This is a genomic window from Rhodococcus gordoniae (assembly GCF_001646655.1).
GTDB classification, from domain to species: domain Bacteria; phylum Actinomycetota; class Actinomycetes; order Mycobacteriales; family Mycobacteriaceae; genus Rhodococcus; species Rhodococcus gordoniae.
Genome location: NZ_LPZN01000008.1, coordinates 1 through 20861, shown reverse-complemented (window position 1 = coordinate 20861; position 20861 = coordinate 1). Strand labels below are relative to the sequence as shown.

At 69.1% G+C, this 20861-nt stretch carries 22 protein-coding genes and 1 riboswitch; of the genes, 10 read left to right on the top strand and 12 right to left on the bottom strand.

Features of this window, described 5'->3' with window-relative positions; all coding sequences use genetic code 11:
• Position 1 precedes the first annotated feature (1 nt).
• The 3 genes from A8G18_RS05785 (at position 2) to A8G18_RS05775 (ending at position 2064) form a co-directional block, all read left to right on the top strand.
• A complete protein-coding gene (locus tag A8G18_RS05785; protein ID WP_064063099.1) occupies positions 2-664 on the top strand; it encodes an alpha-ketoglutarate-dependent dioxygenase AlkB family protein in 663 nt (220 codons plus the stop codon).
• Positions 665-811: 147 nt separating this feature from the next.
• Complete coding sequence (locus A8G18_RS05780) at positions 812-1546, top strand: cutinase family protein (protein WP_064063098.1); 735 nt, start codon at positions 812-814, stop codon at positions 1544-1546.
• A 38-nt stretch (positions 1547-1584) separates the two neighbouring features.
• Complete coding sequence (locus tag A8G18_RS05775) at positions 1585-2064, top strand: MarR family winged helix-turn-helix transcriptional regulator (RefSeq protein WP_064063097.1); 480 nt, start codon at positions 1585-1587, stop codon at positions 2062-2064.
• Positions 2065-2177: 113 nt separating this feature from the next.
• Here the strand turns inward: A8G18_RS05775 and A8G18_RS05770 are convergent, their stop codons facing one another.
• The 5 genes from A8G18_RS05770 to A8G18_RS05750 all read right to left on the bottom strand — a co-directional run bounded on the left by A8G18_RS05770 (position 2178) and on the right by A8G18_RS05750 (position 7004).
• The gene (locus tag A8G18_RS05770; RefSeq protein WP_064063096.1) at positions 2178-3779 is read right to left on the bottom strand and encodes an L-lactate permease; all 1602 of its coding nucleotides are present in this window, start codon (positions 3777-3779) and stop codon (positions 2178-2180) included.
• Positions 3780-3783: 4 nt separating this feature from the next.
• Positions 3784-4212, bottom strand: a complete 429-nt coding sequence (locus A8G18_RS05765; RefSeq protein WP_064063095.1) for an HIT family protein — start codon at positions 4210-4212, stop codon at positions 3784-3786.
• On the bottom strand, positions 4209-4841 hold the full coding sequence (locus A8G18_RS05760; RefSeq protein ID WP_172506080.1) for a TetR/AcrR family transcriptional regulator: 633 nt from the start codon (positions 4839-4841) through the stop codon (positions 4209-4211). The genes A8G18_RS05765 and A8G18_RS05760 overlap by 4 nt, the downstream gene beginning before the upstream one ends.
• An 82-nt stretch (positions 4842-4923) precedes the next feature.
• Positions 4924-6345, bottom strand: a complete 1422-nt coding sequence (purB, locus tag A8G18_RS05755; protein ID WP_064063093.1) for an adenylosuccinate lyase — start codon at positions 6343-6345, stop codon at positions 4924-4926.
• A gap of 44 nt (positions 6346-6389) precedes the next feature.
• Complete coding sequence (locus tag A8G18_RS05750; RefSeq protein ID WP_016933406.1) at positions 6390-7004, bottom strand: TetR/AcrR family transcriptional regulator; 615 nt, start codon at positions 7002-7004, stop codon at positions 6390-6392.
• Positions 7005-7146: 142 nt separating this feature from the next.
• Here A8G18_RS05750 and A8G18_RS05745 point away from each other — a divergent pair, with 142 nt between their 5' ends.
• Positions 7147-8799 carry a GMC oxidoreductase gene (locus A8G18_RS05745; protein ID WP_064063092.1) on the top strand — a complete coding sequence of 551 codons (1653 nt, stop codon included), beginning with the start codon at positions 7147-7149 and terminating at the stop codon, positions 8797-8799.
• A 27-nt stretch (positions 8800-8826) separates the two neighbouring features.
• Here A8G18_RS05745 and A8G18_RS05740 read toward each other — a convergent pair whose 3' ends face one another.
• The 4 genes from A8G18_RS05740 to A8G18_RS05725 all read right to left on the bottom strand — a co-directional run bounded on the left by A8G18_RS05740 (position 8827) and on the right by A8G18_RS05725 (position 13828).
• The gene (locus tag A8G18_RS05740) at positions 8827-10002 is read right to left on the bottom strand and encodes a pyridoxal phosphate-dependent aminotransferase (protein ID WP_064063106.1); all 1176 of its coding nucleotides are present in this window, start codon (positions 10000-10002) and stop codon (positions 8827-8829) included.
• 31 nt (positions 10003-10033) lie between these two features.
• Entirely contained in the window at positions 10034-11752 is a 1719-nt protein-coding gene (locus A8G18_RS05735; protein ID WP_064063091.1) for a CocE/NonD family hydrolase, read from the bottom strand.
• A gap of 146 nt (positions 11753-11898) precedes the next feature.
• Positions 11899-13152 carry a phosphoribosylamine--glycine ligase gene (gene purD, locus A8G18_RS05730; RefSeq protein WP_064063090.1) on the bottom strand — a complete coding sequence of 418 codons (1254 nt, stop codon included), beginning with the start codon at positions 13150-13152 and terminating at the stop codon, positions 11899-11901.
• A gap of 10 nt (positions 13153-13162) precedes the next feature.
• Positions 13163-13828: a nucleoside/nucleotide kinase family protein gene (locus tag A8G18_RS05725; RefSeq protein ID WP_064063105.1), complete on the bottom strand. Its 666-nt coding sequence runs from the start codon at positions 13826-13828 to the stop codon at positions 13163-13165.
• A gap of 139 nt (positions 13829-13967) precedes the next feature.
• On the opposite strand from A8G18_RS05725, the gene A8G18_RS05720 reads away from it, so the two are divergent.
• Together A8G18_RS05720 and A8G18_RS05715 are read left to right on the top strand one after the other, a co-directional pair.
• Positions 13968-14393, top strand: a complete 426-nt coding sequence (locus tag A8G18_RS05720; RefSeq protein WP_064063089.1) for an HIT family protein — start codon at positions 13968-13970, stop codon at positions 14391-14393.
• A 58-nt stretch (positions 14394-14451) separates the two neighbouring features.
• Entirely contained in the window at positions 14452-15915 is a 1464-nt protein-coding gene (locus A8G18_RS05715; RefSeq protein WP_064063088.1) for an MDR family MFS transporter, read from the top strand.
• A gap of 21 nt (positions 15916-15936) precedes the next feature.
• On the opposite strand, the gene A8G18_RS05710 is transcribed toward A8G18_RS05715, so the two are convergent.
• The gene (locus tag A8G18_RS05710; protein WP_245207781.1) at positions 15937-17085 is read right to left on the bottom strand and encodes an alpha/beta hydrolase; all 1149 of its coding nucleotides are present in this window, start codon (positions 17083-17085) and stop codon (positions 15937-15939) included.
• Positions 17086-17183: 98 nt separating this feature from the next.
• Between A8G18_RS05710 and A8G18_RS05705 the strand changes: the two genes are divergently transcribed.
• The 3 genes from A8G18_RS05705 to A8G18_RS05695 all read left to right on the top strand — a co-directional run bounded on the left by A8G18_RS05705 (position 17184) and on the right by A8G18_RS05695 (position 18703).
• The gene (locus A8G18_RS05705; RefSeq protein ID WP_064063086.1) at positions 17184-17390 is read left to right on the top strand and encodes a hypothetical protein; all 207 of its coding nucleotides are present in this window, start codon (positions 17184-17186) and stop codon (positions 17388-17390) included.
• Between the two features lie 40 nt (positions 17391-17430).
• Positions 17431-17495, top strand: a riboswitch (guanidine-III (ykkC-III) riboswitch).
• Positions 17496-17508: 13 nt separating this feature from the next.
• Positions 17509-17823, top strand: coding sequence for a DMT family transporter (locus A8G18_RS05700; protein ID WP_064063104.1), 315 nt, complete (start codon positions 17509-17511; stop codon positions 17821-17823).
• Positions 17824-17872: 49 nt separating this feature from the next.
• Positions 17873-18703 carry a hypothetical protein gene (locus A8G18_RS05695; RefSeq protein WP_064063085.1) on the top strand — a complete coding sequence of 277 codons (831 nt, stop codon included), beginning with the start codon at positions 17873-17875 and terminating at the stop codon, positions 18701-18703.
• 17 nt (positions 18704-18720) lie between these two features.
• On the opposite strand, the gene A8G18_RS05690 is transcribed toward A8G18_RS05695, so the two are convergent.
• Both A8G18_RS05690 and A8G18_RS05685 read right to left on the bottom strand, forming a co-directional pair.
• The gene (locus tag A8G18_RS05690; RefSeq protein ID WP_084421541.1) at positions 18721-19590 is read right to left on the bottom strand and encodes a ribokinase; all 870 of its coding nucleotides are present in this window, start codon (positions 19588-19590) and stop codon (positions 18721-18723) included.
• Between the two features lie 10 nt (positions 19591-19600).
• Positions 19601-20218, bottom strand: a complete 618-nt coding sequence (locus tag A8G18_RS05685) for a TetR/AcrR family transcriptional regulator (protein ID WP_037222065.1) — start codon at positions 20216-20218, stop codon at positions 19601-19603.
• A 134-nt stretch (positions 20219-20352) separates the two neighbouring features.
• Here A8G18_RS05685 and A8G18_RS05680 point away from each other — a divergent pair, with 134 nt between their 5' ends.
• A complete protein-coding gene (locus tag A8G18_RS05680) occupies positions 20353-20826 on the top strand; it encodes a YflT domain-containing protein (protein ID WP_064063083.1) in 474 nt (157 codons plus the stop codon).
• Positions 20827-20861 lie beyond the last annotated feature (35 nt).

Below are 20861 nucleotides of genomic sequence, written 5' to 3'. Positions count from 1 at the left end.
GATGGACGAATTGTTCTCCGTCTCCCGGCCGCGGCGCGAGATTGCGCCGGGCGCCGTCCACGTGCCCGACTGGCTCGACCCGGACGAACAGCGCGAACTCGTCGAGTCGTGTCGTGAGTGGGCGCGCCCGCCGGCGCCGATGCGGCACACGCTGCTACCGGGCGGCGGACGAATGTCGGTGAGCACGGTGTGCCTCGGATGGCACTGGTCGCCGTACCGCTACACCCGCACCGCGGTCGACGTCGACGACGCTGCCGTACCGCCGCTTCCCGACCGACTCGTCGAACTCGGACGGCGTGCCGTTGCCGATGCCTACGACGATCCGGCGGCCGGGAACGAGTACGAACCCGATACCGCCCTGATCAATTTCTACGACCGCGACGCCCGGATGGGCATGCATCAGGACAAGGACGAACGGGTCAGCGCGCCGATCGTGTCGCTCAGTTTCGGGGACGCGTGCCTGTTCCGGTTCGGAACCAGCGAGTCGCGCGGCCGGCCGTACACCGATGTGCGTCTCGAATCGGGCGACCTGTTCGTGTTCGGAGGGCCATCGCGGTTCGCCTATCACGGGGTGCCCGTCGTGTACCCCGACACCGGAAGCGCCCGCTGCGGACTCGCCACCGGACGCCTCAACATCACCCTGCGGAGCACGGGACTCGAGTGACGGTGCATCCATAATTCCGAACGGTCGGTCTGTGACTTTGTAACCGACTACACTCGACATAGCGAGTTTCCGGCGAGAAAAGCGTCGAATCGGACAATTCTCTCGTTCGGCAACCATCGGTGTCGGGGTCGATCACAGGAGACTGTCATGTCCCGCTTCGGTTGTTCACGTCGCCTCCCGGCGATCGTCGCCGGACTCGCACTCGGAGTGGCAGGCCCTGCCGTCGCTGCCGCCACTGCCGGTGCGGAGACCTTCCGCCCGTGCCCCGAACGGTTCGTCCTCGCGGTCGACGGAACCCGCAACATCGATTCTCCCGATTCGATCGATCCCGATTCACCCCTCGCGAAGATCTCGGCGCGCTATGCGGCACCCGGCACCGTGATCGAGCACATCCGCTATCCCGCCGTCGTGGTGCCGGTGCCCGAATCCGGTTCGAGCGAGGGCTCCGGACGTCTCGCCTACGACGAATCCAAGAGGATCGGCCATCAGCGACTGCGCGAGACGATCACCGTCCGGCACGGCTCGTGCCCCGACAGTGAACTCGTCGTCCTCGGCTACTCGCAGGGCGCCTCGATCGCCGGCAACGTCCTCGCCGAGATCGCGTCCGACGACTCGGTGCCGCCGGATCGCATCAGCGGTGTGCTGTATTCGGATCCGCGTGACACCCGGGGTGTGGAGACCCTGTTTCCCGGTGAGGTCGCACCGGGTATCACGCTCGGCGGCGGCCGCGACGATTTCGGCACGATCGCCGTCGAACGGGTCTGCATCGAGGGCGACGCGGTCTGCGACGGCGTGACCCCGGAGGAGAGCGAGGGATGGTTGCTCGAGAACGTCACCGGCTACCTGAAGCTGCACACCACCTACCCCGACTATCAACCGTGAGGAGCGGGGTGGGCGAACCGGTTGGGTATCGTCGATTCATGAGCGTCGAGTCCCCGGCCACCCATCTTCCTGCTTCCGGCGATGATCCTCTCGCGCTGGAGCGGCAGGTGTGTTTCGCGCTCGCCGTGGCGAACCGCTCCGTGCTCGCGGTCTACCGGCCGATCCTCGACAGGCTCGGCCTGACCCACCCTCAGTATCTGGTGATGCTCGCCCTGTGGGAGGACTCGCCGGCGACGAGCAAGCAGGTCGGGCAGTTGCTCCAGCTCGACTCCCCCACCCTCTCGCCGCTGCTCAAGCGGCTCGAGTCGCTGGGTCTGATCACCCGTCGGCGCAGCGTGACCGACGAACGGCAACTCGTCCTCGAGCTCACCGAGGCCGGACGAGCCCTGCGCGCCGAGGCCGAGTCGGTACCGGGACAGGTCGTCGACGCCCTCGGTGTCGGAGTCGACGAACTCCAGGACCTGCACGCCACGCTCGTCCGCGTCAACGCGGCGGCGCTGAAGGCCGGATCGCTCTGACGGAACCCGGGCGGCCGTGATCGCGAGGCTGTGGCAGCTGTAGTTGGCGCGCGCGGCGGATCCCCCGGCTTCCCCACCCGCTTCGGGTTCTCGAGAAGCGGTCCCGGCAAGGGTCAGGGCACCATCCAGCCCAGCACCGAGGTGGACTGCAGCCACACGAGGACGGCGAGCACCACGACCCCGGCGATGCTCAGCGGCCAGATCCGGCGCAGGAGGAGCCCGTCCTTGCCGGACAGTCCCTTCACCGACGACACGAGGGCGAGGTTCTGCAACGCGATCGGGGTACCGGTGGTGCCGCCGGCCATGTTCCCCGCGACCAGCACGGTCGGGTCGAGACCCGATTGCTGGGCCGCGGCGACCTGCAGGCTGCCGAACATCGCGTTCGAGGCGGTGTTCGATCCGGTGACCACCACACCGAGCCAGCCGAGGACCGGCGACAACAGCGCGAAGGCCGCTCCGGCGCCGGCGAGGAATCCACCGATCGTGGCGGTCTGCCCGGACAGGTTCATCACGTACGCCAGGGCGAGAACCGCCGTGACCGTCGCGAACGACCACCGCAACTGCACGACCGCGGCGACGAAACAGCGCGCCGCATCCGGCACCGCGACCTTCAGCACCGGCATCGACAGCAGCGCGGCGACGAAGACGAGACTGCCCGGAGCGGTGAGCAGATCGATGGTGAAGGTCTCCGCGGTGGGAACGTCCCCGTCGGTGGTGGTCACGTCCACACCGGGCCACGGGAACGACAGGCTCGCGTTCGACAGCAGCGACGCGACCGGCCCGAACCGGCTGACGAGGAAGACGATCACGATCAACGCGTAGGGCGCGAAGGCCTCGACGACGCGGCGGCGCGAATCGTGGATCCGTTCGGGCGCGGCCCGGCGGGCCCGACGCTGGGTGGGGTGCACCTTCACCGCGACCAGCAGCACGAGCAGACCCGCCGCGGCAGCCGCGATGTTGCTCAGCCCCACCGTGAGGTAGCTCGCGCATACGAACTGGGCGGCGGCGAAGGCGAGTCCGACGGCGAGCGCGACCGGCCACGTCTCCCGGACGCCGCGCCATCCGCCGATCACCGCGACCAGCACGAGCGGGACGAAGACCGCGAGCAGGCAGACCTGCCGCGCGACGACCGGGCCGATCTCGTCGATGGGGATCTCCGAGACGCGCGACATCGTCAGGATCGGGGTGCCCATGACGCCGAGCGGTGTGACGACCGAGTTGGCGAGCAGGGCCGCAGCGGCCGCACGCACCGGCGGCAGTCCGGCACCGATGAGCACGACGGTCGCGACGACGATGGGCGTGCCGAAGCCGGCGACCGCCTCGAGCAGCGCGCCGAACAGGAAGGCGATGACGATCGCGAGGATGCGCGGATCCGGGGAGATCCGCCCGAATGCGCGGGTGAGGACGTCGAAGTGCCCGGATTCGACGGTGAGCCGGTACACCCAGACGGCGTTGACCACCGTCCACATGATCGGGAAGAGCCCGAAGACGGCGCCTTCGATCCCGGCGCTGAGCGCCGACCCGATCGGCATGCCGTAGACGGCGGTGCCCACCACGAGCGCAACCACCACTGCGATTCCCGCCGCGGAATGCGACCGCAATCGGAAGACGGCGAGCAGGACGAGCATGGTGAGCAGCGGGAGCACGGCGACCAGCGCGGACCATGCGAGGGAACCGCCGACCGGTGCGATCGGCTGGATGTATGCGTCTGTCACCGGATCACGACCGGTGCGACTCCACCGCGGTGCGGATCGTGGCGGCGGTGCCGTCGAGCACGGTCCGGTTCGGTGTCTGCCAGTGGGCGCGGATCCCGAAACCGTCACCGGCCGTGCGCGGCACGAGGTGCAGGTGCACGTGGAAGACCTCTTGGCCGGCGGCCACACCGTCGGCGAGGAACATGTTCACGCCCTCGATCGGCAGTTCGGACGCGCGCATCGCCGTGGCGATCCGTTGTCCGGCGGCGAACACCTTCGCTCCGTCCTCCGGATCGAGCTGTGCCAGTCCGGACGCGTGCCGTTTCGGAATCACGAGCAGGTGTCCCGGGGTGAACGGACGGATGTCCATGAACGCGAGCACGTCGGGTTCGTCGAGTACGACACTGGCCGGCGACTGCCCGGCCACGATGGCGCAGAAGATGCAGTCCGTCACCGGGGCGTGGACTCCTCCGCGTGCGCCGGACCCCGGGCCGCTTCGAGGAGACGCAGCAGTTCGCCCTCCACCGCGGGCCGGTCGCGCACCGGATCGTCGCTGTGCGCGAGGCACAGCATCGCTTCCTCGACGGCCGCGATGAGCAGGTGGGCGAGTACCGACGTCCGCGTGGACGACATCTCGTAGACGTCGGGGTCGACGGTGACGAGCGTGCGCTCGATCGACTTCAGGGACGAATGCCGATGCGTCTCCCGCACTTCGGTCCAGCCGAGGACAGCGGGAGCTTCGATCAGCAACAACCGGCGCGTCGCCTGGTCGTAGACCGCGTCGAGCGACGCGAGCACGGCCGAGGTGAAGCCTTCCCATGCGTCCTCGATCGGCTCGGCGGGAGCCAGGGAGCCTTCTGTTTCCTTCTGGATACGCTCGATGACACCGCGGAACAGATCCCGCTTGTCGGCGAAGTGGTGGTACAGCGCACCGCGCGTCACCCCCGCCACCGAGACGATCTCCTCCGTGGCCGCCGCTGCGTACCCGTCGCGCAGGAACACTTCGAGCGCTGCGTCGAGCAGTGCGGTGCGTGTCCGCGCTGCATCACGCACCCGACCCGTATTTCCCTGTTTCACCGACATTTCGTTCTCCCCTGCTGATACCGCCACCCCCATCGGACACTCCCCCCGGTAGTCGGTCTCTTGTTCTTCCCGAACCCGCTTCCTACAGAATCGGTGCCGGCGTGTACTTCGCCGCTTCCGGATACTGCGCGACGAGATCCTGCACCGCCGCGACGACCGCGTCGACCTGTGCCACCGCGGCTCCGGCGAAGACCTCCCGGTCGGCCAGGGCCGCATCGAGTGCGGCGCGGTCGAGTGGGAGCCGGTCGTCGGCGGCGAGACGGTCGAGCAGATCGGGTTCGCGGCCCTGCTCGCGCATCGCGAGCGCAACGGACACGGCGTGTTCCTTGATGGCCTCGTGAGCGGTCTCGCGACCCACCCCGGCCCGCACGGCGGCCATGAGCACCTTGGTGGTCGCCAGGAACGGCAGGTACCGCACGAGTTCCTTCTCGATCACCGCCGGGTAGGCGCCGAACTCGGCGAGGACCGTCAGGAAGGTCTCCATCTGGCCGTCGATCGCGAAGAAGGCGTCGGGAAGGGCGACCCGCCGGACGACGGAGCAGAAGACGTCGCCCTCGTTCCACTGCGCACCGGCGAGTTCGGCGGCCATGGAGGCGTATCCGCGCAGGACGACCTGCAGACCGTCGACGCGCTCGCACGAACGGGTGTTCATCTTGTGCGGCATCGCGGACGAACCCACCTGGCCGGGCTGGAATCCTTCGGTGACGAGTTCGTGACCGGCCATGAGCCGGATGGTGTGGGCGAACGACGCGGGGCCGGCACCGACCTGCACGAGCGCGGAGAGCACGTCGTGGTCGAGCGAGCGCGGGTAGACCTGGCCCACGCTGGTGACGACGTTCGCGAAGCCGAGATGCTGCGCGACCTTCTGCTCGAGCTGCGCGAGCTTCGCGGCATCGCCGCCGAGCAGGTCGAGCATGTCCTGGGCGGTGCCCATGGGGCCCTTGATCCCCCGCAGCGGGTACCGGGCGATCAGCTCCCGGACACGCTGCAGAGCGATGAGCAGCTCGTCGGCCGCGGAGGCGAAACGCTTGCCGAGGGTGGTGGCCTGCGCCGCGACGTTGTGCGAGCGACCGGCCATGACCAGCGAGGCGTACTCGGTCGCGCGCTCGGCGAGCCGCGCGGCCACGGCGACACCGTGGGAGTGGACGTGTTCGAGCGACCGCAGGATCTGCAGTTGTTCGACGTTCTCCGTGAGGTCGCGGCTGGTCATGCCCTTGTGGACGTGCTCGTGCCCGGCGAGCGCGTTGAACTCCTCGATGCGAGCCTTGACGTCGTGGCGGGTGACGCGCTCCCGCGCCGCGATGGAGTCGAGATCGACCTGCTCGACGACGCGTTCGTAATCGGCGATCGCCTCGGCCGGAACGTCGATCCCGAGCTCGGCCTGCGCCCGCAGCACCGCGAGCCACAGCTGCCTCTCGAGCACGATCTTGTGCTCGGGCGACCACAGATCCCTGAGTTCGGGACTGGCGTAGCGAGTGGCGAGGACGTTGGGGATGTGGCTCACAGAAGTGAGTTTACGGTCCGGTCCTGCCCAGGTATTCCCCGACCTCACTCCTCGGCCGGGGGCGCGACGGTCTCCACGACGTCGAGCAGGATGCCGCGCGCGAGCGAGCGCGGGTCGGGATCGAACTCACCCAGCCCGCCGAGGACCGCGCCGTCCACCACCGCCACGAGCCGGCGCACCTCCCGGGGCCGCACCGATCGGCAGCAGCGTTCGAGCAGGTCGGTGAGCAGGTCGTCGATCTGTTCGCGCATTCGTACCTGCACGTCGTGCAGTTCCGGATAGCGGGCCGTGGCGACGCACCGTTCGTATCGCGAGATCAGGCGTTCGCGGTCGATTCCGCCGTCGTCCTCCCGGGGCCCTATCAGCAGGTCGACGATGAGATCGGCCGTGCCTTCGAGGCTGCGCGGAAGCTGCTGGATATCGCGGACCCGCGCCCGCATCGCATCCAGTTCCCGTTCGCTGTTGTAGTCCACCGCGCACGCGACGAGATCGTCGAGCGATGCGAAATAGTAGGTCGTCGACGCGAGTGGAAGACCCGCGCGGGTGGCGACGGCGCGGTGGCGTACGGCGTCGATACCGCCCTCGAGAATGAGGTCGGCTGCTGCTTCGACCAGCGCCTGACGGCGCCGTTCGCCCTTCGGGGTTGCAGCAATCGACACACTCTCATGGTGACAGCTCGGGGGTCTCACCAGGGGAAAACGGAATTCGAGACCAACCGGTACCATTACGCCCGCCCGCGCGTGTCGAGTCTCGGCGGGTGCTTCCCGTGCACAGGTCATCGAACGATCGGAGCCGTACCGGATGAGACGTCGACGCTTTCTGCAGGCATCCGTTCTCGGGGCTGCGCTGGCCGGTACCGGTGCCGTCGGCTCCGACCTGTCCGCCATCTCCGGCCTCGGGCTCCCCCGGGCGAACGCATTGCCCGTCGGGCTCGAGGAGTACCGCCGTCTCGTACCCGAACTGTTCGTGCCGCCGCCCACCCCGCCGGAGCACTCCGAGGTCGTCGTGGTGGGTTCCGGTTTCGGCGCGAGTGTCGCCGCCCTGCGCCTGGCCGAGGCCGGGAACCGGGTCACGATGCTCGAGCGCGGTATGCGCTGGCCCCGCGACCCGCACCGGGAGATCTTCACGACCGACCTGCTCGCCGACGGTCGCGGCTACCACCACCGCACCCGGTTCACCGGTCCGACCGGCATCCCGGTGGTGTGCGACGACTTCGCCGGCGTCCTCGACGTGGTCGACTACCCGAACATGTCGGTGTGGCGCGGTGCCGCGGTGGGCGGCGGATCGATCGTCTTCACCGGCGTGATGATCGCCCCCGAACGGCACTTCTTCGAGCACGTCTTCGGCGACCGCCTCTCCTACGACGAGATGACGTCCACCTGGTACCCGAAGGTGCGCTCGATGCTGCGCCTCGATCCGATGCCCGACGACATCTACAACGCCGGGGAGTTCACGCATTCGCGGCGCTGGGACGACGACGCACGCGCCGCCGGCTACAGTCCGCACCGCATCGACGGGATCTGGGACTGGGACGTCGTGCGTGCCGAACTCGCCGGTTCGGTGCGCCGGTCGGCCGTCGCGGGCGAGAGCAATCTCGGCAATTCGAACGGCGCGAAGTTCGATCTCACCCGGAACTACATCCCGGCAGCCGAGGCGACCGGTCGCACGCTGGTGTGCCACGGCCACCGGGTGCTCGCCGTCGGCCAGGACGGCAACGGCCGTTACCGGCTCGACGTGCAGGCCGTCGACCCGACGGGTGCGGTGCTGCGCACCACCACGATCACGTGCGATCGCCTCGTCCTCGGGGCCGGATCGGTCGGCACCACCGAACTGCTCGTCAAGGCCCGGCACACCGGTTCGTTGCCGAACCTCGACGAGCGCGTCGGGCGGGGCTGGGGCACCAACGGCGACGCCGTGCTCGTGCGGTCGTTCGCTCTCACCGACGGTTTCGGCGGCGACCAGGGAGCGCCGTCGGCGTCGCGGATCGTCGACGAGTCGGGCCTGCCCCTGAGCCTCGAGAACTGGTTCGTCGCGGGCACCGCGAAAGACGTCGGGATGCTCGCCTCGCTCGGCATGACCCTCGATCCGACTCGCGCCGACTTCACCTACGACGCGGGCGCCGACCGTGCCGTCCTGAACTGGCCGGCGGGCGGTGAGCGCGAGAGCGTCGACGCACTGCGGGCCGTGCACAACGCGATGGCACAGGCCGGCGGCACGATTCCGGGCGCATCACCGATGGCCGAGGACGTCAATGCGACGTTCACCGCGCACCCGCTCGGTGGTGCGGTGCTCGGCGACGCGACCGACGGTTACGGCCGCGTCCACGGCCATCCCGGTCTCTACGTCGTCGACGGCGCACTGATCCCGGGCAGCACCGGCACCGCCAACCCCTCGCTGACCATCGCCGCGCTGGCCGAACGGAACATCGCGCGGATCATCGCCGACGGGCGGTGACCCGCCCTCGGCGGCCGGGGCCGGTGATCACGAGACGGGCAGCCACCCCGCCAGCCGGTCGAGCGCCGCGGTGACGTCGGCGGTCGATCCCGCGAACGACAGTCGCACGGTGCCGTCGCCGCGCACGGTGTCGAAGTCGACACCCGGGGCGAGCGCGAGACCGGTGTCGTGGAGCAGTCGCGCGCACCACGCCGTCGAGTTCTCGCCGTCGAGCAGATGCCCGATGTCGGCGTAGACGTAGAAGGCGCCGTCGGCCGGTGCGAGTTTCGTGATGCCGAGATCCGGCAGTCCTTCGAGCAGCAGTTCCCGGTTCACGGCGTACCGGGAGACGTGCCCGTCGAGTTCGGTGCGGGCCTCGGTCCCGAACGCCTCGATCGCCGCGAACTGGGAGATCGACGGCGGGCACACCGTCATGTTCGACGCGAGTCGCTGCAGCGCCGGCCGCATCCTCTCCGGCGCGAGCATCCAGCCGAGTCGCCAGCCGGTCATCGAGAAGTACTTCGACACCGAGCCGATCACCACGGATTCGCGGGAGGTCGCCCAGGCGGTGGAGGTCGCGGGTGAGCCGGGAGTACCGAATTCGATGCCGTGGTAGATCTCGTCGGAGACGAGGAGGCTGCCGTGCTCGTCGCACCAGCGCGCGAGCGCCGCGAGCTCGTCCGGTTCGATCATCGTGCCGGTGGGGTTCGCGGGACTGGCGACGACGACACCCGCGGGCGGAGTGTCGAGTTCCTCGAGCATCGCGACGGTCGGCTGGTAGCGGGTCTGCGGGCCGCAGTCGAGTTCGACGACGCGGCAGCCGAGCGCGGCGAGGGTGTTGCGGTAGGCCGGGTAACCGGGCCGGGCGACGACGACGGTGTCGCCGACGTCGAAAGCCGCGAGGAACACCAGGGTGAAGGCACCGGAGGAGCCGGTGGTGACGACGACGTCGTCCGGATCGACGTCGATGCCGTACTTGTGGCGGTGGTACGCCGCGATCTCCTCGCGCAACGGCAGGATGCCGAAGGTTTCCGTGTAGCCCAGCAGTTCCGCGTCGATCGCGAGGTTCGCGGCGCGGAGCACGGGGGCGGGTGCGGGGGTCGACGGTTGTCCGGCGGCGAGACTCAGGACGTCGCCGTGGGAGCGCTGCCGCTCGGCGGCCGCCTTCCACACATCCATGACGTGGAACGTCTCGATAGCAGAGCGTTGGGATTCGGGGCGCACGTCGACGACGGTAGTACGCGCGCGTCGTTCCTCAGAGCCGGACGCGCTGAAGCCGGGCGAGAGCACCCCACGCGATCGGATAGTCCGGACGATCGACGACCTGCGCAGGCGCGGCCTCCGCGCCGGTGGCCGTCACCTCGGGTTCCGGCGCCGGCTGCGGCACGACCGGCAACAGCAGATGCGAGTCGAACTGTCCGCCCGCATGCACGATGTGGAAGCCCTTGTTGATCGTGCGGTCGTGGCCGACGCGCGGATTCTCGTCGAGATCGTGGCCGGCGATGACGAGAACGAGGCTGGAACCGGCCTCGAAGAAGGTGCTGTGCGGCATGATCTCGATGTCGACCGGCACGATCTGGTCCGGCAGCAGCGGCCAGTACTTCTTCCGGTCGTGGACGGGGCGGTAGGCGGTGGAGGCTTCCGGGTCCAATGCCCGGCGGGAGACCCGCATCCAGCCGTGGGCGACGAATCCCTTCTCGTATCCGCCGTGGCCTTCGAACCACACGTCGCGGCCGTATTCGTCGCGCTTGGCCAGGCCGACGAACAGGTCCATGTCGTCGGCATCCTTCGCCTGCACCCACAGACGCAGTGCTGCGTGCCCGGTGATCTCGGTGTCCTCGGCGAAGGTGTGGGTGAAGACGAGTTCGTCGCCCGCGACGGGGAAGGTGCGCCGGAACTGCCGGCTCCCACACGGCGTGGTGCTCAGAGCGGCGTTCGCGTGGTCGAGGTGGAGTGAGACGTAGCGGGTGCCGGGCACGGGCCACTCGGACTCGAGGCGTTCGGAATAGGTCCGGAGGTCGTGGCGGGTCTCGAGGCGCACGCGCGGGGTGTCGGCGAAGCCGTTGTCCTCGTCCTTGAGGTAGTGGTCGAAGAAACGTCGCTGGTAGTCGAGCGCTTCGTTGCCGTAGAAGGTCTGCCACATCTTCCGCCCGTGGGTGTAGAGCCACTTGTGCTCCGACCCGATGCGGCGGTAACCCTCGACCGCTCCGCGGGCGCGGGGGCCCTGATCCGACCAGGAGACTCCCACCAGCGCGGGCACGGTGACGTCCTCGAGCCGGGGAGGCGGGGCGACGTGACGGAAGAAGTCGGGGAACCGGCGCAACAGCCACGGGGTGAACCGCCGGAGGGACACGGCGCCGCAGCGCACCCCGGTGTTCATCGCGCTGTACCAGAACTCGCTGTAACGGGTCTCGGGGATGCCACCCTGGGTGAGGATGTCGCGGCAGGGATCGCTCACGCCCTCCCAGGGGGCGATGGCCGCGAGGTAGGGCGGGTTCAGTGCCGCGGTGTACCACTGCAGGGTCGCGAGATAGTCGGCGCCGGCGAGACCGACCCGGCCGTTGCTCCACTCCTGGCTGCCGGCCCATTCCACGACGGCCGCGCAGTCGAGCGCGGCCCGGCCGAGCAGCATGCGCGGCCGGCCGCCGCTGGCGTGGTGGCCGCGCATGTCGGCGACGACGAGGACGTAGCCGCGAGGAACCCAGTAGGCGGGATCGGGTGCCTCGAAGGAGGTGCAGTCGCTGAGTTCGAGGTCGCCGATGTGGTTGCCGGATTCGGCGAGCTCGTCGAAGTCGACGGGATACCGGTCGACGCCGGCGTTCTTGCCGTAGGGGGTGACTGCCACCAGTACGGGGCACCGGTCCTGTTCACCGGCACTCGCGGGGCGGTAGACGTCGGCTCGCAGGACGGTGCCGTCCGCAGTGCGGACGGGCACGTCGCGCTCGACGACGACATCGTCCGGCAGCTCGTTCACGACGACGTTGTGGTGCCGTAGCGGTGTCGGGTCCGGCGTCGGCGTTCGTCCTCGAAAAACCATGCTGTCACCCCTGCTGGCATCAAGATGCACCGAGTGTGCAACATACAACCGGTAGGTGCAAGGTGGAGAACGAGGATGAAAGGCTAGACCGAGATCCGGCCCTCGACGGCCGCCATACCGATGTCGCGGCGGAAGTGACCGCCCGGCAGCTTCACGGTGGCGAGCCGATCATAAGCGGCTTCGCGCGCGGCCGCGAGATCGGCGCCCACGCCGATCACGTTGAGCACGCGCCCACCGGCGGAGACCAGCGCACCGTCGTCGCGACGCCTGGTGCCGGCATGCAGCACCGTCTCGCCCTCGGCACCGGTGATCACGTCGCCGGTACGCGGGGTGGACGGGTAGTGCTCGGCGGCGAGCACCACGGTCACCGCGGCGCCGCCCTTCCAGCGAAGCGGCGGGCGATCGGCGAGGGTACCGGTGGCCACCGCGTTCAGGACCTCACCCAGCGGCGACTCGAGCAGCGCGAGCACGGCCTGGGTCTCGGGATCGCCGAAGCGGCAGTTGAACTCGACCACGGCCGGACCTTCGGCGCCCATCGCCAGACCCGCGTAGAGCAGTCCGGAGAAGCCGCATCCGCGCCGCACCATCTCGGCCGCGACCGGTTCGACGACCTCGGAGACGATCTGCTCGACGCTGCCCTCGGGCAGCCACGGCAACGGGGTGTAGGCACCCATTCCGCCGGTATTGGGGCCGGTGTCGCCCTCCCCCACGCGCTTGTGATCCTGCGCCGGGAGCAACGGCACGACCGTCTCACCGTCGACCAGGCAGAACAACGAGACCTCGGGACCGTCGAGGAAGGACTCCAGCAGAACGGGGTGCCCGTTCTCGAGGATCTCGACAGCATGATCGCGGGCGGCATCGCGGTCGGTGGTGACGACGACACCCTTGCCTGCGGCGAGACCGTCGTCCTTGACCACCCAGGTCGGTCCGAAGCGGTCGAGTGCCTCGTCGATGGTCGCGGGGCTGTCGACGACCTCACTGTGGGCGGTGCGCACGCCGGCGGCGGCCATGACGTCCTTCGCGAACGCCTTCGACCCCTCGATGCGGGCGGCGGCGGCGGACGGACCGAAGCAGGGGATACCCGCGGCGCGGACGGCGTCGGCCACACCGAGGACGAGCGGAACCTCGGGGCCGATCACCACGAGGTCGGCCTTCTGCTCGGTCGCGAGGGCGACGACACTGTCGGCGGAGGCGGCGTCGACCGGGAACAGCTCGGCGACGTTCGCGATACCGGGATTGCCGGGCGCCGCCAGCACGGCGGTCACGCCGGGGTCTCGGGACAGAGCGAGAGCCAGAGCATGTTCACGGGCACCGGAGCCGATAACGAGTACGCGCACGCAGGACAGACTACGGGACCGGTCTCCACACGAGATCGGCGCGGGAGCGGGTGCGCTGGACGGCTTCCGCATTCGGCAGATCGACCGTGCGCACCCATTCGCGCGCCCCGTCGTCGTCCCGTCCGTGGTGGCGGTGCCTCCGGACGAGACGTCGCGTGAGCGTGCGGCGGGGCGCGTCGATATAGATGACGAGGTCGAGCAGCGGGTGGATGTGTTCCCATCCCCCGGTCTCGAACATCAGATAGTTGCCCTCGGTGACGATCACCCGCGCATCGGATGGGACGGCGTGCACCGCTGCGATCGGTTCGTCGAGGGCCCGGGAGAAGTCGGGAGCATAGATCGTCTCGTCGCGGCACTGCCGCACCCGGCTCAGCATGTCGCGGAAACCCGCGACGTCGAAGGTGTCGGGTGCTCCCTTCCGGTCGCGCGCACCGAAAGTGTCGAGCTGGCGGTTGGACAGGTGGTAGCCGTCCATCGGCACCTGACCGGTGGACACCCCCGCGCACCGCAGCGCGTAGACGAGCAGGGCCGCAGCACGGCTCTTCCCGGCACCCGGTGGCCCGCACAACCCGACGACCGTGCGCCGGTCCACGGGAAGTCCCACGAGGACGTGCGTGACGAGTTCGTCCACGAGTACGCGCAGCGGCGCCTCCCGGACGTTCTCCTCTCCTCCCATGCGCCCGACGATACGACCGCTCACCGCACAGGAGCCGTCGCGACCTCCCGACACGCCCACATCGCTGCCCTCCTCACCGTCGCGGCAGCCGATGTCACGGAACACCTCCGGTGGACACGGTGTCCTTTATCCTCCGGGTATGGCTTCCGTGTTCAGCAAGATCATCGCCGGTGAACTGCCGGGCCGCTTCGTCTGGCAGGACGACGACGTCGTCTCGTTCCTGACCATCAACCCCTTCACCGAAGGGCACGTGCTGGTGGTGCCGCGGCAGGAGGTCGACCACTGGCAGAACGTGGACGACGACCTGTGGGCGAAGGTGAACGACGTCGCCCGCATCCTGGGTCGCGCCGTCACCGCCGCCTTCGACGCGCCGCGCGCCGGTCTGATGATCGCGGGTCTGGAAGTCCCCCACCTGCATCTGCACGTCTTCCCCGCCTACTCCCTCGGCGACTTCGACTTCGCGACGGCCGACAAGGATCCGTCGCCCGAATCGCTCGACCGCGCGCAGCAGAAGATCAAGGACGCCCTCCGCGAACAGGGTCACGGCGAGCACGTCCCGGACTGATCTCCCGTTCACGGGATGCCGGTGGAACAATTCCGACCGGTATCCCGTTGAGGTCCTCGTGTCCTCTACTCCACCGAGTCCTCCCGCACCGCGAGCCGGTCTGCTGATCGCCGTCCTCGTCGGGGCCGCGTTCGTGGTCATCCTCAACGAGACGATCATGAGCGTCGCGCTGCCGAAACTGATGGTCGAGTTCGACGTCGGCGCGGCCACCGCCCAATGGCTCACCACGGCGTTCATGCTGACCATGGCCGTCGTCATTCCCATCACGGGTTATCTGCTCACCCGCTTGTCGCTGCGCACGGTCTTCGCGATCGCGATGGGCAGCTTCCTGATCGGCACCCTGATCGCCGCGATCGCGCCGATCTTCCCGGTCCTCGTGCTGGGCCGTGTCGTCCAGGCCGTGGGCACCGCGGTGATGCTTCCGCTGCTGTTCACGACGGTGCTCAACCTGGTACCCGCCGAGCGTCGCGGGCGCACGATGGGCGTGATCTCGATCGTCATCGCCGTCGCACCTGCGATCGGCCCGACCATCGGTGGCGTCGTGCTCGACCAGCTGAGCTGGCGGTGGATGTTCTTGCTGGTGCTGCCGATCGCGGTCGTCGCGACGACGCTCGGCCTGAGCTGGATCCGCAACGTCACCGAACCGGTTCCGGTGCCGCTCGACGCCCCGTCGGTGGCGCTGTCCGCCCTCGGTTTCAGCGGTCTGGTCTTCGGTCTGAGCAGTCTCGGTGAGGCCGCCGAGGGCGATCCGCTGCTGCCGCCGTGGTTGCCACTGGTCGTCGGACTCGCCTCGCTCGCGCTCTTCGTCCTGCGTCAGCTCCGCCTCGGCGACGGCGCCCTGCTCGACCTGCGCGCGTTCCGCACGCCGGCGTTCTCGCTCGCGGTGGCGCTCGTGTCGGTGAGCATGATGTCGCTGTTCGGCACGCTCATCCTGCTGCCGATCTACCTGCAGAACGTGCTGGGACAGTCGACGCTGGCCACCGGCCTGATGTTGCTGCCCGGCGGCCTGGCGATGGGTCTGCTCGGCTACATCGTCGGACGGTTGTTCGACCGGTTCGGTCCGCGGCCGCTGGTCGCACCGGGCGCGCTGATCGCCTGCGTCGCGATGTGGGGCATGACGACCTTCGACGCGGCCACCGCGACCGGCACGGTCATCGCCTGGCACGTGCTGCTCAACATCGGTCTCGCGCTGATGTTCTCGCCGCTGCTGACCTCGGCGCTCGGGGCGCTGCCGCGGCGGCTGTACTCCCACGGCAGTGCGATCGTGAGCACGATGCAGCAGGTCGCCGGCGCGGCCGGTACGGCGCTGTTCATCACGGTGCTGACCCGCACGACGGTCGCGGGCGCCGAGAGCGCCGACGATCCCGCAGGCGCGCTCGCGGACGGTGTCCACGGAGCGTTCACATGGGGCGCGGTGATCGCCGTGATCGCCGTCGTCGGATCGCTGTTCGTCCGGCGGGCCGCGGAGCCCGGGCCGGACGAGGTGGAGACGTCGGCTCCCGAGGTCGCCGGAACGCATTGACAGGCCGGGCGACGCAACGCCTCACACGCCGGTCGTCCCGACTTCCTGTTCGACGGGAAGCGTGGCGGCCGGCGCGTTGCTGTTCGTGGGGGATTCGCGCAGGAAGACGTCCAGTTCGATCCATGAGGTGTCGCGTGCGGCGCTGCCGGTGAGCATGCCGAGGTGCGTTCCCGGGACGCGGACGAACCGCACCTGCGTGCCGCTGAGCAGTCTCGTGACGGGCTCCACGGCCGGGATCGGGGCGAGCACGTCGTCCTCGCCGCCGAGCGCGAGCACCGGCACCGCGACGTCGGCGAGGTCGACGACCCGGTCGCCGAGCCGCAGACGCCCGGTGGCGAGCTCGTTGTCGATGGTCACGCTCGTCGCGAGCTGACGGAACACCCGTCCGGCGTAGCCGTGGATCTCGTCCTGGAACCGGTCGACGCATTCCATCCGCGCGAGCGTCTCGGCATCGGTGAGATGTGTCGCCACGAACCACGGGCGGTGGATCTCGCGTTCGATCGCGGTGAGGCGGTAGGCCGTGCGCACGAGGGGTGCGGGTACCCCGCCGAAGACCGCGTCGAGCAGACCGAGTGCGGGTTCGGCGACGAACCGGCCGAAGAGCCGAGGCAGCGCCATCACCGGGATCGCGGAGTAGTCGAGCGGACTGCCGAAGGCCGTGAGCGACCGTATCGGCAGGCCGGGATGTGCCGCCGCGGTGAGCATCGCCAGCGTGCCCCCGATACTCCACGCCACCACGTCCACCTCGCGGTTCCCGCACAGTTCGGACGTGCGGGCGATCGCTTCGGGGATCACGTCGTCGATCCAGAATTCGAGCCCGAGGTCGCGGTCGTCGGGGGTCATCTCGCCGTACTCGACGAGGAAGACGCTGTGTCCGAGAGCGAGCAGGTGCTCGACGAGGCTCTGCCCCGGCATCAGGTCGAAGCAGGTGGGCGACGCGGCGAGCGGGGTCACGAGCAGTACGGGAGGACCGGCGTTCTCCGGTACGAAACGTCGCAGTGTCCGGTGGTGGCCCTTCCCGACGATCACCGAGGGAGTGCGGTGGGGAGGCGCGATGCCGTCGGCGGCGAACAGCGACCACGCGTTCCGCGCGGCCTTCCCGACCACGTCCGCGATCCCCATATGTGGTTGCTCCCCGAGTCGTCGCATCCGTTCGTTGTGCGTGCTCACGATAGTCGTGGGACGTCGAGGCTCGCTCACCGGACGAACCGGACAGCGCGACGCCCCATCCTCACCACACTCTCCGGCCGCAGTGCTATCAAGGGGTCATGACGTGCTCACAGTGCAACCACGATCTCGACCACTGCCACGGCACCCTCGTGATCCACGCCGGCACGCAGGTGGACTGCACCGATCCCGACTGCGTCGATCTCGAGATCGTGCGGCACACTCTCGTTCTCGAATGCACCGAACTGGACGGCGGATGCTCGTGCACAGTCGTTGCGCAGGAATCACAGCTGTTGCATGTGTCCTGAGCAATTTGCCAATCCTCGCCCGTAATTCCTAACCTGGATGAAGGTGGCCGTAGTCGGCCTCCCGGACGAGCGCACCGTACCCGGCCAGCGACAAGACGGTGCAGGAGCGTTGTACGTCATGGCCTGGATCGTTCTCGTCCTGTCGGGTGTGCTCGAAGCCGTATGGGCCACCGCCCTCGGCAGATCCGCCGGCTTCAGCCGGCTCACTCCGACGCTGGTGTTCGTCGTCGCCCTCGTCCTGAGCATGGCCGGACTCGCGTATGCCTTGCGCACCCTGCCGGTCGGTACGGCCTACGCGATCTGGGTGGGTATCGGTGCCGCGCTCACGGTCGGCTACGCGATGGTCACCGGCACCGAGACCGCATCACTGCTGAAGATCGCTCTGATCGCGGGCATCGTGCTGTGCGTCGTCGGACTCAAACTCGGGCACTGACGTTCTCGGGCACCGACGTTCTCGGGTACCGACCGTTACAGTCGGTCCCATGAACCTCGGGTCCGTACTCGTGTTGCCGGTGCGTGTGGGTCTGACCGCGGCCGAGACCGCCCTGAGCGTCGCCGAGACGGTCGTCGGCACCGTGCGGGTCGCGGTGTCTCCCGCCACCTACTCGGCGCTCGGCGCGGTCGGCCTGCCCGACACCCGCAGTTCGGTGGGGCTGCTGCAGCAGATCTCGAAGCTCACCTCCGAGGACCGCGGACTCGGCCACGCCCTGCGTCCCGGTGGTCCGCTCGACCGCCTGCTCGCACCGGGCGGAACCGTGGATCGACTCACCGAACCGGGCGGACTGCTCGACCGGTTGCTCGCACCGGGCGGACCCGTCGACCGGCTCACCGCACCCGGTGGCCCGCTCGACCGGATCCTCGCCGACGACGGCGCCCTCGACCGTCTCGTCTCCGAAGGCGGCCTGCTCGATCGCCTCACGGCGCACGACGGTCCGCTCGAACGGCTGCTCGCCCAGGACGGTGCCGTCGAACGGCTCACCGCACCGGGCGGCATCGTCGACGTGGCGATCCGGCCCGGCGGGGTCGTCGAGCGCGCCCTCGCCCAGGGCGGCGTGCTCGACGTCCTGCTCTCCGAACAGGGAGCCCTGGAACGACTGCTCGCCGAAGGCGGGCCGCTCGATCAGATCGTCTCGCTCTCGGAGACACTCTCTCACCTCGCGCCCGGTATCTCGCAGATGAACGCGAGCATCGACATGCTGCAGGAAACGGTCGAGCTGCTGCGCGGGGCCGTCGGTCCGCTCGGCGATCTCGCGGGCCGGCTCCCCGGGCGCTGGCTCCGCAGCGGCAAGGGCGAACTGCTTCCGCCACCCTGACGTGGTGCTCCGCTGCTTCAGCGGTCGGCACGCCGGGATGCGACCAGCCGTGCAGCGTCGGCCGACGCCCGGCGCGCTGCCGCGAACAGGTCCTCCCCGTTGCCGAGCAGGGCGGCGAGGGTGCCGGCGAAATGGTCGCCGGCACCCGTCGTATCGACGACGTCGACCTGCGGGACCCGGAGGTGTTCGATCGCGTCCTCGGTTCCGACGACCACGTCCTCCCCGCCACGGGTGATCACCACGGTTCGCACCAGCCCGAGCAGGTGGGTGACGACGTCGTCGAAAGGGGTGCCTGCGGGAAGGTTCGCGTAGTGCAGGGCCTCCTGCTCGTTGAGCACGAGCGGGTCGGCGCCGGCGAGGACGTGGTCGTCCAGGTCGACGGCCGGGCTCGGATTGAGCACGAACCGGCGGTCGTGATCGTGCGCCCATCGGGCGGCGGCCCAGGTCACCGCAGGAAGAAGCTCGAGTTGGGTGAGCACCACGGCGGGATCGAGGGCGTCGAGGGCGGTGGTGACGTCCTCGGCCTTCAGCAGCGAGTTGGCCTCCGGAACGACGACGATCCGGTTCTGTCCGTCGTCGGAGACGACGATGACGGCCCGGCCGGTCGGTCCCGGCATGGTGCGGAGGTGGGAGGTGTCGACCCCGGCCTTCTGCTGCACGCCCCGGAGCACGTCGGCGGCGTGATCGCTGCCGACGGCACCGACGATGGCGGTGGGAGCGAGTCGTGCCGCGCCGACGGCCTGGTTCGCACCCTTGCCGCCCGGATAGGTACTCAGGTGCCGGCCGAGCACCGTCTCACCTTCTTCGGGAGCACGCGCCACGACGACCGTCAGGTCGAGGTTGAGCGATCCCACGACCGCCACGACGCATCGACTCGACCCGGTCACGTCGTCGAGCCTACGGCCGATGCACCTCGGTGTCCGGTTCGAGTTCGGGACAGACGATGTGGACGACTTCGTCCGCCCAGGACTCTCCCACCTCGCCGTGACGCAGGTACGCACCGAGGTACGCCCCGACGAGCATCGAGACGGCAGTGTCGACGTCGATGTCCTTGCGCAGCGCGCCCGAGTCGATCGCGGTGCGGAGCACGTCTGCGACGACCTCGCTCCGGGCGTTGATGATCTCGCGGATCGATTCCGTGACACCCGGTTCCTGGTCGGTGAGCAGTGCGCTGACGCTCCCCATGCCCACCTCGTTCGACAGCCCACGACGGATCAGCTCGAGGGTCCACTTGACGCGGTCGTAGACGCACAGCCCGTCGGGAACGCACGGCGAGGCCACCTGCGAATGCAGTGCCGCGTCGAGAATCTCCTCGCGATTCGCATAGCGCCGGTAGATCGTCGTCTTCGCGACCCCCGACAGCGCCGCGACCGCTTCGACGGTGACGCGGTTGGGGCCGTGCAGACGAAGGATCTCGAGCGCAGCCTTCACGATGCGTGCGTCCGTCCCGGCGCGCTCCTTGACGGGACGTCGCGATGTCACTGCCACGGACTGCGCCTCGGCCTCGCCCACCATGTCCACATCCTCCTCGCGCAGGCGTACACCCGCAGGATTCCCGAGTCTCCCGAAAAGAAGACCCCGAATCAAACACTACGAAACGATACGCTACGATAAGCGTATCGTTCCAATTGTCGACGATAGGGGAACGCATGACAGATATCTACGCGCCTGCACCCGTGCACGACGCCGAATCCGAAACCCTCCTCGAGAGCTACCGCACCTACGCCGCGGTCGAGCGGGCCATCGACCACCTGTCCGACGAAGGCTTCCCGGTCGAATACCTGCGCGTCGTCGGGCAGGGGGTCACCACCGTCGAACACATCGAAGGCCGGATGACCACCGGCAGGGCCGCGCTCCGCGGTACCGCCGCAGGCATCTGGACCGGCCTGCTCTTCGGCCTGCTCCTGGCATTGTTCCTCCCGGCCACCGGTATGGCCGCCGTGATCCTCGCCGCCGTCGCCGTCGGTGCCGTATGGGGAGGATCACTCGGCTTCGTCACCCACTGGAGCACCGGAGGGCGCCGCGACTTCGTCTCGCGGAAGAGCATCGAGGCCACCCGCTACGACCTCATGGTCGATTCCGAGTTCGCCGACCAGGCGCGCGCGAAGCTCGCGTTGCGCTGATCGCCGGCTCCTCCACTTCGTCCACTTCGTCCACG

What these genes read in the sequence shown, in the direction of transcription:
- A8G18_RS05785 (WP_064063099.1), top strand. Translation starts at nt 2, where the DNA reads ATGGACGAATTGTTCTCCGTCTCCCGGCCGCGGCGCGAGATTGCGCCG.
- A8G18_RS05705 (WP_064063086.1), top strand. Translation starts at nt 17,184, where the DNA reads ATGACGTGCTCACAGTGCAACCACGATCTCGACCACTGCCACGGCACC.
- A8G18_RS05680 (WP_064063083.1), top strand. Translation starts at nt 20,353, where the DNA reads ATGACAGATATCTACGCGCCTGCACCCGTGCACGACGCCGAATCCGAA.
- A8G18_RS05720 (WP_064063089.1), top strand. Translation starts at nt 13,968, where the DNA reads ATGGCTTCCGTGTTCAGCAAGATCATCGCCGGTGAACTGCCGGGCCGC.
- A8G18_RS05780 (WP_064063098.1), top strand. Translation starts at nt 812, where the DNA reads ATGTCCCGCTTCGGTTGTTCACGTCGCCTCCCGGCGATCGTCGCCGGA.
- A8G18_RS05700 (WP_064063104.1), top strand. Translation starts at nt 17,509, where the DNA reads ATGGCCTGGATCGTTCTCGTCCTGTCGGGTGTGCTCGAAGCCGTATGG.
- A8G18_RS05725 (WP_064063105.1), bottom strand. Translation starts at nt 13,828, where the DNA reads ATGGGAGGAGAGGAGAACGTCCGGGAGGCGCCGCTGCGCGTACTCGTG.
- A8G18_RS05775 (WP_064063097.1), top strand. Translation starts at nt 1,585, where the DNA reads ATGAGCGTCGAGTCCCCGGCCACCCATCTTCCTGCTTCCGGCGATGAT.
- A8G18_RS05695 (WP_064063085.1), top strand. Translation starts at nt 17,873, where the DNA reads ATGAACCTCGGGTCCGTACTCGTGTTGCCGGTGCGTGTGGGTCTGACC.
- A8G18_RS05685 (WP_037222065.1), bottom strand. Translation starts at nt 20,218, where the DNA reads ATGGTGGGCGAGGCCGAGGCGCAGTCCGTGGCAGTGACATCGCGACGT.
- A8G18_RS05760 (WP_172506080.1), bottom strand. Translation starts at nt 4,841, where the DNA reads ATGTCGGTGAAACAGGGAAATACGGGTCGGGTGCGTGATGCAGCGCGG.
- A8G18_RS05745 (WP_064063092.1), top strand. Translation starts at nt 7,147, where the DNA reads ATGAGACGTCGACGCTTTCTGCAGGCATCCGTTCTCGGGGCTGCGCTG.